Origin of the sequence: Nocardioides abyssi (genome assembly GCF_030412915.1) — a bacterium.
Classification (GTDB): Bacteria; Actinomycetota; Actinomycetes; order Propionibacteriales; family Nocardioidaceae; genus Nocardioides; species Nocardioides abyssi.
This window is the reverse complement of record NZ_JAUHJR010000006.1, coordinates 25,265-40,204: the sequence shown is the minus strand read 5'-3', so window position 1 is coordinate 40,204 and position 14,940 is coordinate 25,265. Positions and strand designations below refer to the sequence as shown.

At 72.7% G+C, this 14,940-nt stretch carries 15 protein-coding genes; 7 read left to right on the top strand and 8 right to left on the bottom strand.

Annotation, left to right across the window (positions count from 1 at the left end):
* Positions 1-4: 4 nt before the first annotated feature.
* Together QWY29_RS14130 and QWY29_RS14125 are read right to left on the bottom strand one after the other, a co-directional pair.
* Complete coding sequence (locus QWY29_RS14130) at positions 5-601, bottom strand: rhomboid family intramembrane serine protease (RefSeq protein WP_300961668.1); 597 nt, start codon at positions 599-601, stop codon at positions 5-7.
* Complete coding sequence (locus tag QWY29_RS14125) at positions 598-1,521, bottom strand: LLM class flavin-dependent oxidoreductase (protein ID WP_300961667.1); 924 nt, start codon at positions 1,519-1,521, stop codon at positions 598-600. The genes QWY29_RS14130 and QWY29_RS14125 overlap by 4 nt, the downstream gene beginning before the upstream one ends.
* Positions 1,522-1,613: 92 nt before the next feature.
* On the opposite strand from QWY29_RS14125, the gene QWY29_RS14120 reads away from it, so the two are divergent.
* On the top strand, positions 1,614-2,300 hold the full coding sequence (locus QWY29_RS14120; protein ID WP_300961666.1) for an SGNH/GDSL hydrolase family protein: 687 nt from the start codon (positions 1,614-1,616) through the stop codon (positions 2,298-2,300).
* A 239-nt stretch (positions 2,301-2,539) separates the two neighbouring features.
* Here QWY29_RS14120 and QWY29_RS14115 read toward each other — a convergent pair whose 3' ends face one another.
* Positions 2,540-3,892: an MFS transporter gene (locus tag QWY29_RS14115; RefSeq protein ID WP_300961665.1), complete on the bottom strand. Its 1,353-nt coding sequence runs from the start codon at positions 3,890-3,892 to the stop codon at positions 2,540-2,542.
* 65 nt (positions 3,893-3,957) lie between these two features.
* Here QWY29_RS14115 and QWY29_RS14110 point away from each other — a divergent pair, with 65 nt between their 5' ends.
* The 3 genes from QWY29_RS14110 to QWY29_RS14100 all read left to right on the top strand — a co-directional run bounded on the left by QWY29_RS14110 (position 3,958) and on the right by QWY29_RS14100 (position 6,959).
* Positions 3,958-4,401, top strand: a complete 444-nt coding sequence (locus QWY29_RS14110) for a GtrA family protein (RefSeq protein ID WP_300961664.1) — start codon at positions 3,958-3,960, stop codon at positions 4,399-4,401.
* Positions 4,398-5,261, top strand: coding sequence for a hypothetical protein (locus QWY29_RS14105; protein ID WP_300961663.1), 864 nt, complete (start codon positions 4,398-4,400; stop codon positions 5,259-5,261). Before QWY29_RS14110 ends, QWY29_RS14105 begins: the two co-directional genes overlap by 4 nt.
* A gap of 186 nt (positions 5,262-5,447) precedes the next feature.
* Positions 5,448-6,959, top strand: coding sequence for a hypothetical protein (locus tag QWY29_RS14100; protein ID WP_300961662.1), 1,512 nt, complete (start codon positions 5,448-5,450; stop codon positions 6,957-6,959).
* A 389-nt stretch (positions 6,960-7,348) separates the two neighbouring features.
* On the opposite strand, the gene QWY29_RS14095 is transcribed toward QWY29_RS14100, so the two are convergent.
* From QWY29_RS14095 to QWY29_RS14080, 4 genes are read right to left on the bottom strand one after another with little or no spacing between them, the layout of a single operon-like run.
* Positions 7,349-8,014 (bottom strand): dihydrofolate reductase family protein, encoded by a 666-nt coding sequence (locus QWY29_RS14095; RefSeq protein ID WP_300961661.1) that lies wholly within the window; start codon positions 8,012-8,014, stop codon positions 7,349-7,351.
* The gene (locus tag QWY29_RS14090; protein WP_300961660.1) at positions 8,011-8,496 is read right to left on the bottom strand and encodes a class III extradiol ring-cleavage dioxygenase family protein; all 486 of its coding nucleotides are present in this window, start codon (positions 8,494-8,496) and stop codon (positions 8,011-8,013) included. The genes QWY29_RS14095 and QWY29_RS14090 overlap by 4 nt, the downstream gene beginning before the upstream one ends.
* A gap of 5 nt (positions 8,497-8,501) precedes the next feature.
* The gene (gene folP, locus QWY29_RS14085; RefSeq protein WP_300961659.1) at positions 8,502-9,365 is read right to left on the bottom strand and encodes a dihydropteroate synthase; all 864 of its coding nucleotides are present in this window, start codon (positions 9,363-9,365) and stop codon (positions 8,502-8,504) included.
* Complete coding sequence (locus QWY29_RS14080) at positions 9,362-10,330, bottom strand: glucosyl-3-phosphoglycerate synthase (RefSeq protein ID WP_300961658.1); 969 nt, start codon at positions 10,328-10,330, stop codon at positions 9,362-9,364. Before QWY29_RS14080 ends, folP begins: the two co-directional genes overlap by 4 nt.
* A 102-nt stretch (positions 10,331-10,432) precedes the next feature.
* On the opposite strand from QWY29_RS14080, the gene QWY29_RS14075 reads away from it, so the two are divergent.
* The 3 genes from QWY29_RS14075 (at position 10,433) to QWY29_RS14065 (ending at position 13,894) form a co-directional block, all read left to right on the top strand.
* Positions 10,433-11,287, top strand: coding sequence for a lysophospholipid acyltransferase family protein (locus tag QWY29_RS14075; RefSeq protein ID WP_300961657.1), 855 nt, complete (start codon positions 10,433-10,435; stop codon positions 11,285-11,287).
* Between the two features lie 319 nt (positions 11,288-11,606).
* Positions 11,607-12,050, top strand: coding sequence for a hypothetical protein (locus tag QWY29_RS14070; protein WP_300961656.1), 444 nt, complete (start codon positions 11,607-11,609; stop codon positions 12,048-12,050).
* Positions 12,051-12,151: 101 nt separating this feature from the next.
* Positions 12,152-13,894, top strand: a complete 1,743-nt coding sequence (locus QWY29_RS14065) for a DUF4012 domain-containing protein (RefSeq protein ID WP_300961655.1) — start codon at positions 12,152-12,154, stop codon at positions 13,892-13,894.
* A gap of 12 nt (positions 13,895-13,906) precedes the next feature.
* On the opposite strand, the gene galE is transcribed toward QWY29_RS14065, so the two are convergent.
* Positions 13,907-14,911, bottom strand: coding sequence for a UDP-glucose 4-epimerase GalE (galE, locus tag QWY29_RS14060; RefSeq protein ID WP_300961654.1), 1,005 nt, complete (start codon positions 14,909-14,911; stop codon positions 13,907-13,909).
* Between the last annotated feature and the right edge of the window lie 29 nt (positions 14,912-14,940).

Sequence of the window (14,940 nt, the reverse complement as noted above, 5' to 3'; positions counted from 1 at the left end):
GGGGTCAGAGCCTAGGGCGGGCGACGTGGTCGCGCCGGTCGACCCACGCCGCGGCCAGCGCACCGCCGACCGCGCCGAAGAGGTGGCCCTGCCACGACACCCCGGGTTGCCCGGGCAGCACGCCGAGCAGCAGGCCGCCGTAGGCCAGGAACAGCACGATCCCCAGGATGATCTCGCCCGCGCTGCGGGTGAAGGCGCCGCGGACGATGAGGTAGACCAGCCAACCGAAGACCAGGACGCTCGCGCCGAGGTGGATCGACAGGGTCGGCGCGGTCAGCCACACACCGAACCCGCCGACCAGCCAGATGACGGCCGTCGCGGCGAGCCCACGACCGGTGCCGCCGACGAGCACGAGGAAGGCCAGCACCAGCACCGGGACCGTGTTGCCGGACAGGTGGTCCCACCCGGCGTGCAGCACCGGCGCGAGCACCACGCCGAGCAGCCCGTCCTGGTCGCGGGGGCGGACGCCGTAAGCATCGAGGTCGCGCGACCAGACCGCGTCGAGCACCTCGATCGCCCACAGCAGCGCCACGAACCCGATGCTGAGCACGGCGGCCCGCGCCCAGGTGCCGCCGACGTCGTCGCGGGACCGCTGGCTCATCCGAGCAGCTCCGCGACCGCCGCGACCTGGGCGACGTCGGACCCGGTGGGGATGAGGTGGACCTCGTCGGTGCCGATGTCCTCGAACCGCTGCAGCACCTCGCGCAGCTGCGCTGGCGTCCCGGCGAACCCGGTCGTCGGCGCCATCGCGTCGACCAGGTCGGCCGGCAGCCAGCTCATGTAGTGGCGCAGGTGGCGGTGGACCTGCGCGCGCGCCCCGCCGTCCTGGGCACCGCCGCTGCCGTCGTCGAGGGCGAACCAGAACGACGTCGTCAGCCGCGGCCGGTCCTTGCCCGCCTCGGCCCAGGCGTCCTCGGCGAGGTCGAAGAGGCGGCGTACGCCGGCGGGGTCGACGTCGAGCGTGACGCCGGCGAGGCCGTCGGCCCAGCGGGCCGCGTGGCGGATCGTCCGCGGACCCATGGAGCCGACCAGCAGCTCCGGCCCGCCCTCCTGCGCCGGCGGCGGCCCGATGCGGCGCGTCGCCCCGGCGACCAGGTCGCCACGCCACACGGCCTTGAGCACCTCGGCCCGCTCGGCCATCTCGCGCATGGTCTGCGTGCCGAGGTCGGCGCCGACGACGCGGTAGTCCTCCTCGCGCCCACCGACCCCGAGCCCGACGCTGAGCCGGCCCGCGCAGAGCTGGTCGCCGGTGGCCAGCGACTTCGCGAGCAGGACGGGGTCGTGCAGCTGCGGGACGACCACCGTCGTCGCGAGGCGCACCCGGCTGGTCCAGGCCGCGACCGCGCCGAGCAGCGTGAGCGTCTCGGGGTTGTCGAAGGCCATCCGCTCGCCGAAGCACAGCGTGCTGAACGGGCCCTCGTCGACCGCCCGCGCCCACGCCTCCAGCGTGCGCGCGCCGTCGTCCCAGAGGTCCGGTTCCATGACCGGCAGCGTCATCCCCACCTGCATCCCCACCTGCACGCGAGCAACTGTGGCAGACACGGCAGTACCGTTCGGCCGCGCTCTCACGTCTGTCCGGCGTCCTCGTCCTGCTGCTCGCGGCCTTCGTGGTCGTGGGGACCGCCTGGGCGTACGTCGACTGGCAGGACCGCGTCGAGGTCGACGCCGGCTCGGTGACCGACCCCGCGGCCGCCCGGTCCACGGCTCCGTCGGCCTCCGCCTCCCCCTCGTCCTCGTCGGAGCCCGCCGAGGAGCCGGTCTCGCTGTGGCTCGGCGACGGGTACACCACCGGTTACGCCTGCCCCACCGCCGACCGCCTCGGCTGGGAGTGCGTCGTCGAGGCCGCCGAGGGCGTCGGCTTCGTCGCCGGCGACCCGGGTGAACGCCTCGCCGACCGGCTCGCCGCGATCGCCGACTCCGGCGTCGAGCCCGACGTCGTGGTCGTCGACGCCGGCCGCAACGACGTGCGCCTGGTCGACGGGCCCAACCTCCGCGCCGCGATGGACACCTACCTCGACGCCCTGCGCGAGACGTTCCCCGACGCCGGTCTGGTCCAGGTCGTGCCGTGGACCCTCGCCCAGGAGGGCCCGCTCACCGGCGACCTCGCCGGGATCGTCACCGAGGTGGTCGAGGACCACGACGGGTACGCCGTCGACCCGGTCGCCGCGGGCTGGGCCGGCACCGGCCGCACCGACCAGCCCGACCTCCGCTCCGAGGAGGGTGGCGCCAGCCCCGCCGGCAACGACTACGTCGCCCGCCGCCTCGCCGACACCCTCCGCCGCCTCGACCTCACCGCCTGACGGTCCGCTGGTCGAGCAGGGAGGGCCGCCGGGCCACCCGTTGGTCGAGCAGGGAGGCCCCGGCGCCGACCGTTGACGAGACCCGGCGAGAGACGCAGGGCCGCGACCACGGTCACCGGGTCTCGACGACGCTCGGTTTCGAGACGGCGCTGGCGCGCCTCCTCAACCCACCGGCTGGCGCTCGCTGCTCGACCTGCGGGTGCGCGCCGGAGCTCGCTGCTCGACCAGCGGGGACGCCCTCAGTCCGCGACGACCGCGGCGAACCGCTTGAGCTCGGGGATCAACGCGACCAGCCCGAGCAGCGGCAGCGCGGCCAGGATGCCGAGCGCACCCGGCGCCCCGATGGCGTCGCCGATGCCGCCGACGACGGCGGAGCCGACCGACCCGCCGACGAGGAAGAGCAGGGTGGCGACGCCGAGCGCCACACCCCGCACGTCGAGCTCGACGGCGTCGCCGACGGACGCGGTGAGCGCGGGCTGGCCGAGCCCGAAGGCCATCGTCACCAGCACGACCGCCACGCCGAGCACGACGGCCGAGGCGGCCGCGGTGCCGATGGCGGCGAGCACGAGCGCCAGCGACGCGGTCACGCCGGCGATGGCCAGCGCGGCCGGCCCGCCGACGCGGGTCAGCAGCGGCCCGGCGACCCGCGGCACGAAGAGCGCGACGACCGCGCTCGGCACGAGCAGCAGGCCCACCTCCCACGCGGCCCAACCGTGGTCGACGAGCACGGCCGGCACCGAGACGAGCAGCCCGAACCACGCGGCGGGCACGGCCGCCGCCGCGACCGCGCTGCGCACGACCGTGGGGTTGCGGATGACGGCCAGCGGGAGGAAGCCGTGCGGGCGGCGGCGTACGCGCAGCACGACCAGGGGCGTGCCGAGCACCATCAAGAGCACGCCGACGAGCGCGACCACCAGGCCGGTCGAGGGCGACTGCACGAGCAGCACGAGGCCGGCGGCGGTCGCGGCGACGAGGATCGCGCCGAGCACGTCGAGGCTGGCGCCGCTGCCCTCGCCGGTGAGCGCGCGCCACAGGAACGGCACGACCAGGATGCCGAGGATCGGCAGCGCCATCACGACCCGCCACCCGAAGGCGTGCTCGACGAGCCCGCCGGCCAGCGGGCCGAGGCAGGAGACCGCGGCGGCCATCCCCGCGAGGCGACCGAGGGCGAGGCCCTTGACCTCGCCGTCGTACCGCGCGCTCAGCGCCGCCACCCCCAGCGTCGGCACGGCAGCCGCGCCGGCGCCCTGGAAGAGGCGGCCGCCGAGGTGGACGCCGTACGTCGGAGCGAACGCCGCCACCAGCGCGCCGGCCGTCATCAGGCCGATGCCGACGAGCAGCGGCAGCTTGATCCCGACGAGGTCGGAGATCCGGCCGTAGACCGCGGTCGTCACGGCGAGCATCAGCGCGTAGAGGCTGATCGACCACGTCGCCATCCCGACGTCGACCCCCAGGTCGCCGCCCATGAGCGGCAGCGCGACCGCGGCCGAGGACGAGCCCATGCCGGCCACGCCGAAGAGCAGGCCGAGCAGCAGGGACACGCGTCGGGAGTCGTCCGCGCTGCGGGGGTCGGCGCGGTGGTCGGTGGTCACGGCCGGACTCAACCACGCGGGGGCGCGGTGTGTTCCGCGGGTGCGTGTCGGGTACCTCGCCGATCGTGCCCACCGGTCGGATCGCCTCCCGCTTCCTGGTGGTCGGCGGCCTGGCGTTCCTGGTCGACGTCGCCTGCTACAACCTCGCCCGGCAGCTGCTCGAGACCGGGCCGCTGACCTCCAAGACACTGGCCTTCGTGGTCTCGGCGACCTTCGCGTTCGCCGGCAACCGGCTGTGGGTCTTCGACCAGCGGCAGCGGCTGCAGCTCGCGACGGCGTACACGCTGTTCGTGCTGGTCAACCTCGGTGGTCTCGCGGTCAACCTGGTGCCGCTGGCGGTCACCTCCTACGCGCTCGGCTGGACCTCCACGGTTGCCGAGAACGTCTCGGGGAACCTCGTCGGCGTGGCCCTCGCGACGCTCTTCCGCTTCTGGGGCTACCAACGATGGGTGTTCCCCGCCGAAGGGGTTGCGGCTCCTGAGGACGACCGACGTACGGTGACCACATGAGGTCCCGTCTGCTCGTCGCGCTCGCGCTGACGCTGGGCTGCGGGGCAGGCGTGGTGTACGCCGACGGCGAGGTGCCCGTCACCACCGCCGTCGAGCCGGTCCTCGTCCCGCCGGCCGTGGCCGGTGAGCTGCCGACCTTCGGCTCGGCCGAGCCGGTCTCGCCGTCGATGGGCCTCTTCCCGCCGCCGGTCGTCGCGGACGTCGCTCCGACGACCGCAGCGCCGCCGCAGCTGGTGTTCCCCTCGTCGTACTCCGCACCGTTCATCGCGCCGACCACCTCGTACGTGCCGGCCCCCGACTACTCGTCGACCCCCTCGGGCGCGCCCGCCCCGGCGGCGCCGTCGTCGGACAGCGCGTTCGAGTCCGACAAGGAGGCGCCGGCCCCCGTCGCCCCGGACGAGGCCGACTTCGAGCAGGCCGACCCGCCGAAGACCCCGCCTGCGAACCCGCCGTCGCCCCAGCCGACCCCCACGCCGACGCCGACCCCCACTCCCACGCCGACGCCGGACCCCGAGCCGGAGCCGGTCGCCGAGCCGTGCACAGACGCCCTCGAGCGGGAGTGGACCTGCCTGGTCGACACCGAGGCCGAGCCGACCGACCCGGAGACCGTCGAGGACGAGGAGACGCTCCTCGCGCTCGTGCCGGAGGAGGCCGACGGCACCGCCCTCGACCTCGTGCTCGACCTGCGCGATACCGCCGCCGAGAAGGAGGGCGAGCCCGGCGAGCCCGGCACGGTCATCGTCGTCGGCACCACCGACCTGACCCGCGAGGCGCTCGTCGACTACCTCGAGCAGCTCCGCGAGACCTACCCCGACGCCGTCCTGCTCTCCGTCGCCGAGCCCGCCCCTCCGACCGACTGAGGACCAGCACAGCGCCACCCGCTGGTCGAGCAGCGAGCCAGCCGGTGGGTTGAGGAGGCGCGTCAGCGCCGTCTCGAAACCGAGCGTCGACGAGACCCGGTGACCGACGCAGGGCAGCAACCCCTCGCCGGCACCACGCGGCGTAATCGTGGTTTGGATCACGCCCACGAACGGAAGACACCTGCCATGAGCGACTCATGGGGACTGGGTTCCGGCGCGGCAGCCGGCGGACAACTGGTGTCGAACGACGAGTTCGCCCGAGCGGTGGACGAACGGGTCGAGGAGGTCGCCGTCGCGGCGATGGACTCGGCGATGTACTGGCACATGCGGGACAAGGCCCTCTCGGCCGTGCCCGGCTTCGTCGACGACGGCGCCGTGATCATGGACGGCAGCCCCGAGACCGGCTGGATCGCTGCCGCAGGCTCGTTCCCGTTCTACGTCGTGCGCCGCTACCCGTCGCCGCTCAACGGCGCCACCCCGCCCTTCGACCTCGCGGCGTTCGGCATCGACGTCCCCGAGGTGTCGGTCGACGACAAGGTCGAGCCGGACGTGCCCGCGGGCTACCTCGAGGACTACCGGTCGACCCTCGCGGAGGTCTCCCGTCGGTGGCGGAGCCTGCCGCCCCCGGAAGGCATCGTGAACGCCGTCGTGACACCGATCCTCGAAGGCATGCACCAGATCGCCAGCACGCCCAGCCAGCTGGCGTCCGCCGACGACCGTCCGGTCTTCGCCAACCCGGCGTACGTCATCCTGACCGAGCAGCTGGACGACGCCACCCCGCACCTCGACGGCGTGGCGATGGACTACTTCAAGGAGAAGTACGTCGCGCAGCTCGGCACCGTCGTGCCGAACCTCCAGCTCCTGATGGGCAAGATCGCCGAGGCCGCGCTCGGCAACGCCCTGGCCATCCAGCGGTCGCGCCTGGCGGTGCTGACCATCCTCGACGCCGCGCTGGACGCGATGCAGAAGGCCAAGCCGGGCAGCGACTACGGCGGCGTGGCGGTCGCCCTGGCGATCCTCGGCGCGGTCGCGGCTGCGGCGGCGACCCTGTTCAGTGCCGGGACCGCCGTGCCGTTCCTGCTCGCCGCGGGCGGCGGCGCGCTGGGCGTCCTCTCCGGCCAGGTCGCCGACGCCGGCTCGCAGCCGCCCCAGGTCGAGCTCGGTGCCGCGAAGCCGGACGGCGTCGTCACGAACATCAGCTCCGCGCTCGACACGGCGAACGCCGAGCTGCTGGCCGAGGAGCAGGCGGCGGCGTACCTCTGCTTCGACCAGCTCGACCTGCTCGCCGCGGCGCACCCGGCCGGCAGCGACCCGTTCGCGTTCAACGAGCCGCCGGCCTCGACCGGCAGGCTCGTGGTCAACATCGAGCGCTTCCAGATGGCCAAGCTCTGGAACAACCTGCCGCAGGTCGCGAGCCGAGTGCGCGACGCGGCCGCCCACCTCGCCCGCGCCGTCGACAACCCCGGTGTCTTCCAGCACGGCAGCGTCGGCCGGTCGACCCTCGGCGCGCAGCCGGACATCGCGAGCGCCGGCAACGCGGTGTGGACCGCCATGCGTGCCGTCGCCGACGACCTGGACGAGGCCGCGCAGGGCCTCAAGGACGTGTGGCGCGACTTCAGCGACACCGACGGGCTGACCCGCAGGGAGTTCAAGGCCATTCAGGGCGAGCTCTCCTCGCCCCTGAACCTCTTGCCGTGAGGTCGCGCGCGACGCTGTCGGCGCGTTGACTCCCGAGCGCCCTGACGGGCCGTTCCCGTCCCGGGACGCGACGACGCGGCGGTCTCGAGGACTCCCATGTGCGGGGAGCGCCGCCGCCCGCGAGACCGCCGCGTCGTGCCGCCTTTACCCGGGCCGCTCCCGACGAACCCGCCACCCCAGACCGGTCTGGACCACTGGGGTCGTGACTAGTCCTCCTCCTGCCCCCGAATGACCCGGTCGCCCCATGTCGCTCCTGGCCCTCGCGTCCTAGCGTCGGACTCCATGGGGACCTCGCTGACGCTCTTCTACTCGCTCATCGGACTCGGCATCGTGCTCTGGGCCGCTGTCATCGCCCTCGCCGTCGGTCGGGTGGTCTGACCGACGAACGCTCACGGGCCGTCGACGAACCACCGGGCGAGCAGCGTGCCCTCGTGCTCGAGCAGCAGCTCGAGCGAGAGCGGTACGTCGACGGGCGGGCCCGCGGTCATCCGGGGTCCGTCTGCGCCGACCACGGTCGGGACGAGCGTGGCGCACAGCTCGTCGACCAGGCCGGCGGCGAGCAGGTCCCGGAGCAGGTGCGGGCCGCCCTCCGACAGCAGGCTCTCGAAGCCGCGCCCGACAAGCGTGTCGCGGAGGGCGGCGAGGTCGACCTCGTCCTCGCCCACGACGAGCACGTGCTCCTCGCCGAGCAGCGTTCGCGCCTCGGCAAGGTGCTCAGCGGTGGCACAGGTGGCGACGAGCACGCGGCCCGGCTCGTGGCCGTGGAGGCGCTCCGGCACGTCGGCCCGGCGCGTGACCAGCACGATCGGCACGTCCGCCGGTCCGTAGCCCTCGGCCCGGGCCGTCCCGGCGCCCACGACGATCGCGTCGGCCTGGGCGCGGAGCACACGGAAGACCTCATGGTCGGCGGCGCTGTTGATCGAGCCGCTGCGGCCGTCCGCGCCGGTGGCGGAGCCATCGACGGTGCTGACCATGTTGGCCCGCAGCCACGGGCGCCGGGGCACGGCGTACAGGTCGGCGAGGTCGCCGTTGCGCGGACCGAGCAGAACCCTCACGAGCCCCACCGCATCACCCAGTACTGCACGCCGTAGGGGTCGTCGTCGTAGTCCACCGTCGCCGGGCCGCCGATCAGGTCCACCGCGCGTCGCAGGCCGTCGACCGACGCCCACAGGTCGTCGGCAAGCGACCAGTCCATGCCTGCGAGGTCACCGGCGACCAGGGCATCACGGAGCGCGTCGTCGAACCCGAACGACCGCTCGTCCAGGTGACCCGGCGCCTTCTCGGACCGCTTGGCCGAGCCGTTGCCGACCACGAGGTACGCCGCAGCACCACCGCGCCGCACACCGGCGGCGTCCATCAGCGCAGCGGCGACCCGCTCCCCTTGTGCGTCCCCGACCACCTCGGCCTCGGGCCCCAGCCACCGGACCGCGGCGACAGCAGCCGCGCGCAAGTCCGTGAGCGGATCGGTCAAGGACGCGTGCTCCGGCAGCAGCGCCAGCGCGCCCGGGACCAGCACGACCCGCGGCCGTCCAGTCACCGAGCTCACTGGAGCCCCCGGATCGCCCGCGCGGGCAGCCGCCGCCCGGCGATCGTGTTCACCATGTCGACCACCTGACGGGTCTCGACGACCTCGTGCACGCGGTAGATCCGCGCCCCCGCCAGGGCGCAGACGGCGGTCGCGGCGAGCGTGCCGGTCAGCCGTTCGCCGACGGGCAGGTCGAGGGACTCGCCGACGAAGTCCTTGTTCGACAGCGACACCAGCACCGGCCACCCGGTCGCCACCATCTCGTCGAGCCGGCGGGTGATCTCGAGGGAGTGGAAGGTGTTCTTGCCGAAGTCGTGCGCCGGGTCGATCACCAGCGACTCCCGCGCGACTCCCGCGGCGAGTGCCCGCTCGGCGTACGCCACGGTGTCGTCGATCGCGGAGCGGACCACGTCGTCGTACTCCACCCGATAGGGACGCGTCCGCGGCACTGCCCCTCCCGTGTGCGTGCAGATCAGCGCGACGTCGTGCTTGGCGGCCACGTCGACGAGGCCGGGGTCGGCGCCGCCCCACGCGTCGTTGAGCACGTCCGCGCCGGCCTGGCAGACGGCTTCGCCGACCGAGGCGCGCCAGGTGTCGACGGAGACGACGAGGGAGGGGTACGCCGCCCGCACCCGCGCCACGAAGTCGACGACCCGCCGCTTCTCCTCGACCTCGTCGATCTCCTCGCCGGGGGCCGCCTTGATGCCGCCGATGTCGACCATCTCGGCGCCCTCGTCGACGACCTGCGCGACCCGGTCGAAGGCCTTGTCCTCCGCCCAGGTGGCGCCCTTGTCGTAGAAGGAGTCCGGCGTCCGGTTGACGATCGCCATCATCAGGGTCCGGTCGTCGGCGAACTCCTGCCGACCGAGTCGCAGGGTCATGCCACGGACCTCGCGGGCGGACGCTCGAACGTAAGCACCTCTCGGTCGACGGGCGTGATGCCGCCGGGGCCGGGCTGGTACTGCCGGAGAACGACCTCGCCCCGGGACACCGATCCGGCTGGTTGAGGAGGTCGCGCAGCGACCGTCTCGAAACCCGCCGGGGTCGCCCGCCGCGACGCCATCGCCGCCAGGATCTGCGTCGCCATCGCGCCGAGGTCGAGAAGCGCCTGGTGCGAGTGATCCCGCCGCCCGAGGTCGACCTGTGCGATCGCGTCGACGCCGAGCGACGCGGCGGTGTCGATGAGCGCAGCCAGCTCGACGGCGTAGCCGACCGGCACCGACAGCGCCTCGAAGAGCGATCGCCGCACGGCCCACTCCCCCGCCAGCGGCTGGACCAGGCCGGCCAGCTCGGGGTGCTCGAGCGCGATGAGCGGCCGGGCGACGAGCTCGGTCACCCGCCCGCCGTCGTACGGCCCCGCGGCGCCGGGCCGTTCGTAGAAACCCTTCACCAGCGCGACATCCGGACGGGTGAGCAGCGGGCCGAGGAGGCCGGGGACGAAGTGGGTGTCCCACTCGGTCAGGTCGGCGTCCATGAAGACGAGGACGTCGCCGCTGGTCACGAAGAGCGACTTCCACATCGCCTCGCCCTTGCCGGGCCGAGAGCCGAGGTCGGGCCGCACCTCGGCGGAGCGGTGGACGACCGCGCCGGCGTCGCTCGCCACGTCGTACGTCGCGTCGGTGGAGTCGGAGTCGATGACCACGACCTCGTCGACCAGCGCGACCGTATCGACGAGCGCCTCGCGGACGCGGGTGACGACGTCGCCGACCGTGCCGGCCTCGTTGCGAGCGGGCACGACGAGGCTGACGCGCTGCGAGCCCTTCGCCGCGACCAGCTCGTCGAGCGACCAGTCGTCCCAGTGGGAGGTGTTGCGGGCGAACCAGCCGTCCGCAGCATCGGCAACCATGCCGCCAACCTAGTCGTCAGGTGGGAGACCGTTCCCGCACCTCCGTCCGCCCAACAACGAGGTGAACTGCGCAGTAACAAGCCGGACCCCTACTGTCCGCGCATGAGCTCCCTCGCCGCAGCCGTCTCGTGGGGACGACGGCACATCCCGGACGCCGCCGTGCCGGCCGTCACCCGCGCCCGCCTCACCCGCGCCCGCAAGAACCAGGACCGCCTCGCGCGGGCGCACCGCGAGATGGAGTTCCTCCTCGGCGGTGCCTGCACGCCTGCCGAGGTGGACCGGGCGGCGGAGAGGTACGTCGAGCGCGACATCCTCCGCTCGGAGCTGCGCTGGCACCCGAACCTGATCACCTTCCAGGAGGTCGAGGGGGTCGAGCACCTCGTCGCCGCCCGCAAGCGCGGCCGCGGGGTGGTCATCAGCTTCCTGCACCACGGCCACTACGAGGGCGCGGTCGCTTCGGTGTGCCGGGCCGACCGTCCGCTGCTCGTCGTGGTGTCTCCGGAGATGCTGGCGCCGGACGCGCCGGAGTTCCTCAAGCAGCACGTCCGCACCGGCACTGTCTCCGGCGGCCGACCCCTCGACGCCACCGTCGGCGCGAAGGGCATGCTGAAGGCGTTGCACGACGGCAACGTGCTTGCGATCGCCAGCGATGTGCCGGGACGTACGCCGATCAGGTTCCTCGGCGTGGACCGACTCGGCTCCTTCGGTGCCGCCCGGCTGGCCGCCGGCGCGGGCTGCCCGGTCGTGTCGATGACCGCCCATCCCGATGCCGACGGCAAGCCGTACCTCCGACTCAGCGAGCCGCTTGAGCCGGGCGACTTTGCCTCCCCCGACGACCTGCTGCTCGAGATGGTCCAGCTGCAGGAAGCGCCGGCGCTGGCCTGGCCGGAGGCCTACCACCAGCCGACGCTCCGCTGGGGCGCGGTGCAGCCCGCCAGCTCAGCCGCGGCGTCCTGACCCGGCTCTCCCCAGCCCGCTCAGTGGTAGCCGCCGACGTGCGGGCACGCCACCCCGTGCTTCATCCGGCACCTCACCCGGCGCTTCCACTTCTTGATCCCCCGCCACATGGGGTCATCGTGGAACAACAACGACCATCTCGTCCTCGGATCGCGCTCCGTCCAGACCAGTCGGAGACATCACGCAAACCCCGGCCCGCCGATCTTCGGGTAGGACGACGGTAAAGCGGATTGATGCTGTATAGGCAGACCATCTGTGCAAACATGGGTCCCGTCATGCACGCCGCGTCCCTCGGGCGCCACATGGGGAGAGACCCACAATGAAGAAGCTCATCACCGGCCTCCTGGCGTCCGCGGTCATGGCCGCTGGCCTCGTCGGCGCGACCGGCGCCCCCGCGAACGCCGAGAAGTGCGACCGCTACGGCGTCTGCCTCGAGCCGAACGCCGACGTCAAGCCCAAGGGCGGGACGAACCCGAAGAACGTCGACCCCGGCGAGAAGCCGAAGTTCAAGATGAAGCTCAAGTACCCCGGCGACGCGACGCCTGAGGGTGACCTGAAGGTCATCATCCGTCCGAAGAAGGCCGGTGGCGGCACCGCACCCGCCGTCTTCAAGGCTCGCAAGGACCTGAACAAGAACGGTGCCGCGACGATCGTCGGCAAGGGCCTGCCCCCGGGCAAGTACGTCGTGACCCTGAAGTTCATCCCGGACCCGAACACCCCGTGGCGTCGGGTGAACCGCCAGTACACGCTCATCGTCAAGTGACTCGTCACTGACCGCTCCGACGAGGACCCCGGCTCCGGCCGGGGTCCTCGTCGTTTGACGTCCCCCAGAGGTCGCGGCCGGCAGTCGATAGGGTCGTGCGCATGGCAAGCCCGCGTCGACTCGGCACGCTTCTGGCCCTGGTCCTCCTCATCCTGGTGGGGATCGCGGCGTGGGTGGGCTGGACGGCGTACCACGTCAAGGACTCGCTGGACGCAGCGGTGCGTGACGCCGACGCGGTGCAGTCCTCGCTCGAGGCCGGCTCCACCCGCGAGGCGAGCGCTGCGTTGGCCGACCTCCGCGAGCACAGCGGCGACGCGGCCGACCGGACCTCAGGCCTGACCTGGCGCGCTCTGGGCCTGCTGCCCGTCGTCGGCGACGACGCCGACGGCATCGCCCTGGCGAGCGACGTCGTGGCGGACCTGGCGCTCGAAGGTGCTGAGCCGTTGATCTCCGCCGCGGACGACCTCGATGCGATCGTCCCGCGGGACGGGCGGGTCGACCTCGATGCGGTGGAGCGACTGGGGACTCCGGTCGATCGCGCAGATGACGCGTTCACCACCGCCGACGACCGCCTGCAGCGGGCGGACCCCGAAGGGTACGTCGGCACGCTCGCAAGCGGCTTCCGCGACCTGCGTCAGAAGGTGGGTGACGCGCAGAGCGCCATGAGCTCGGCGGCGACCGCTCTCGAGGTCATGCCGTCCATGCTCGGTGGGGACGGAGCGCGCGACTTCCTCCTGGTCATGCAGAACAACGCCGAGATCCGGGCCACCGGCGGACTGCCTGGCGCCATCTCGGTGGTACGCACCCACAACGGTTTGGTCGACCTGACCCGGCAGATCGCGGCCACCGACCTGGGCACCCGCGAGCAACCCTTGCAGCTGACGAAGGAGGAGAGCGAGCTCTTCAGCACCAACATCGGTCGCTTCCCGGGTGACTACAACCTGACCCCCGACTGGCCGCGCGCGGCGGACCTGCTGCGGCAGCACTGGACACGGTCCCAGCCGGAGCAGCCGGCGGGCGTGCTCTCGGTCGACCCTGTGGCGCTGTCGTACCTGCTCGAGGTCACCGGCCCCGTGACGGCGGCGGGTGTCGAGCTGCGCGCCGACAACGTGGTCGACGAGCTCCTGTTCGCCACGTACGAGCGCCTTGCGGACCCGTCAGCTCAGGACGAGTTCTTCCGCGCTGCTGCGCTGGCAGTCTTCGACCGGGTGACGTCGGGCGTCGAACGGCCCCAGGACGTCCTGCGTGCGCTGTCGCGAGCCGCCCGGGAAGGTCGATTGCTCGTGCACTCCTTCGACGACGTCGAGCAGGGGGCGCTGGCCGGCACGGCGGTGGCCGGCGAGCTGACCGGTGACGACGCCAACCGTCCCCAGGTCGGGGCCTACCTCAACGACACCAGCGCAGCGAAAATGTCCTACTTCCTGCGGCACGAGACCACTGCGGAGGCGACGACTTGCGAGGACGACCGACAGCGGCTCGTCGGGAGGCTGCGCCTCGAGTCGACCCTGCGGGAGGACCAGGTCGGGTCGTTGCCCGACCTCGTCACCGGGGGCGGCAACTACGGCGCCCCGGTCGGCTCCCAGCTCGTGGTCGCCTACCTCTACGGACCGGTCGGAGGCTCCATCGACGCGGTCACCTTCGCGGGTGAGCGGGTGGACGCCGGCGCCCTCGAGCATGACGGCCGGCCGGTCGTGCGGGTCCTCGCCCAGCTCGACCCCGAGGAGACGATCGACGTCGAGTGGACGATGACGACCGCCACCGGACAGACGGCCGACGTCGACGTCCGCGCCACGCCCTCGATCGAGCCCGGTTCGTCCTTCAGCAGCGCGGCGAGCGCCTGCTAGGACCGGCTCAGCTCACTCGTAGCCGAGGATCTCCTTGCGCTTCTCGCCCCAGGCCAGCGCCGAGGCGATCGCGTCGTCGAGCGTGAGCTCGGTGGACCAGTCGAGCAGACGGCGGGACTTGTCGACGTTGGCGTAGGCGCCCACGGCGTCGCCGGGACGCGGCGCGGCTTCCGCGGTGGGCACGTCCGACCCGAAGACCCGCTCGAACGAGGACACCAGCTCGCGGACGGTCACGCCCTCGCCGGTGCCGACGTTGATGATCGTGCTGGGCGCGTCCACCGCGGCGAGCACGTCGTCGAACCGCTCCACCGCTCGGACGTGGGCCCTGGCCAGGTCCCAGACGTGGATGTAGTCGCGGATACCGGTGCCGTCCCGGGTCGGGTGGTCGACGCCGGTGATGGTGAAGCTGTCCTTCTGCCCCCGCGCGGCCATGACCAGCTGGCCGAGCACGTGCGAGGGCTCGCGGGCGTAGATGCCCGTCTCGAGATCGGGGTCGGACCCGATCGGGTTGAAGTACCGCAGGACGATCGCGCGCAGGCTCGTCGCCCCGGCCATGTCCTGCAGCACCTGCTCCATCATCAGCTTGGTGCGGGCGTAGGGCGACTGCGGCGCGAGCGGGTCCTCCTCAGTCACCTCGAAGGACTCCTTCGTGGCGTACAGGCTCGCCGAGCTGGAGAACAGCACCCGGCCCAGGCCGAGGGCGTCGAGCTCGTCGAACAGCTCGAGCGACTTCGCGACGTTGTCGCGGTAGTACTCGTAGGGCTTCTCGACCGACTCGGGAACGACGATCCGTGCGGCCATGTGGATGGTCGTGTCGATGTCCGGGTGTTCCTCGGCGATGCGACGCACCAGGGCCCGATCGGCGATGTCGCCCTCGTAGAACGCCCGGTCACCGACAAAGGCGCGCGGACCCGTGAGCAACGAGTCGAGCACGACAGGCACGTGACCCGACTGCTCCAGTGCCTTGCAGGTGGTCGAGCCGATGTAGCCGGCGCCGCCGGTGACGAGGACCTTCATGGGCCACAGGCTAGTGGCCCGTCCGGCCC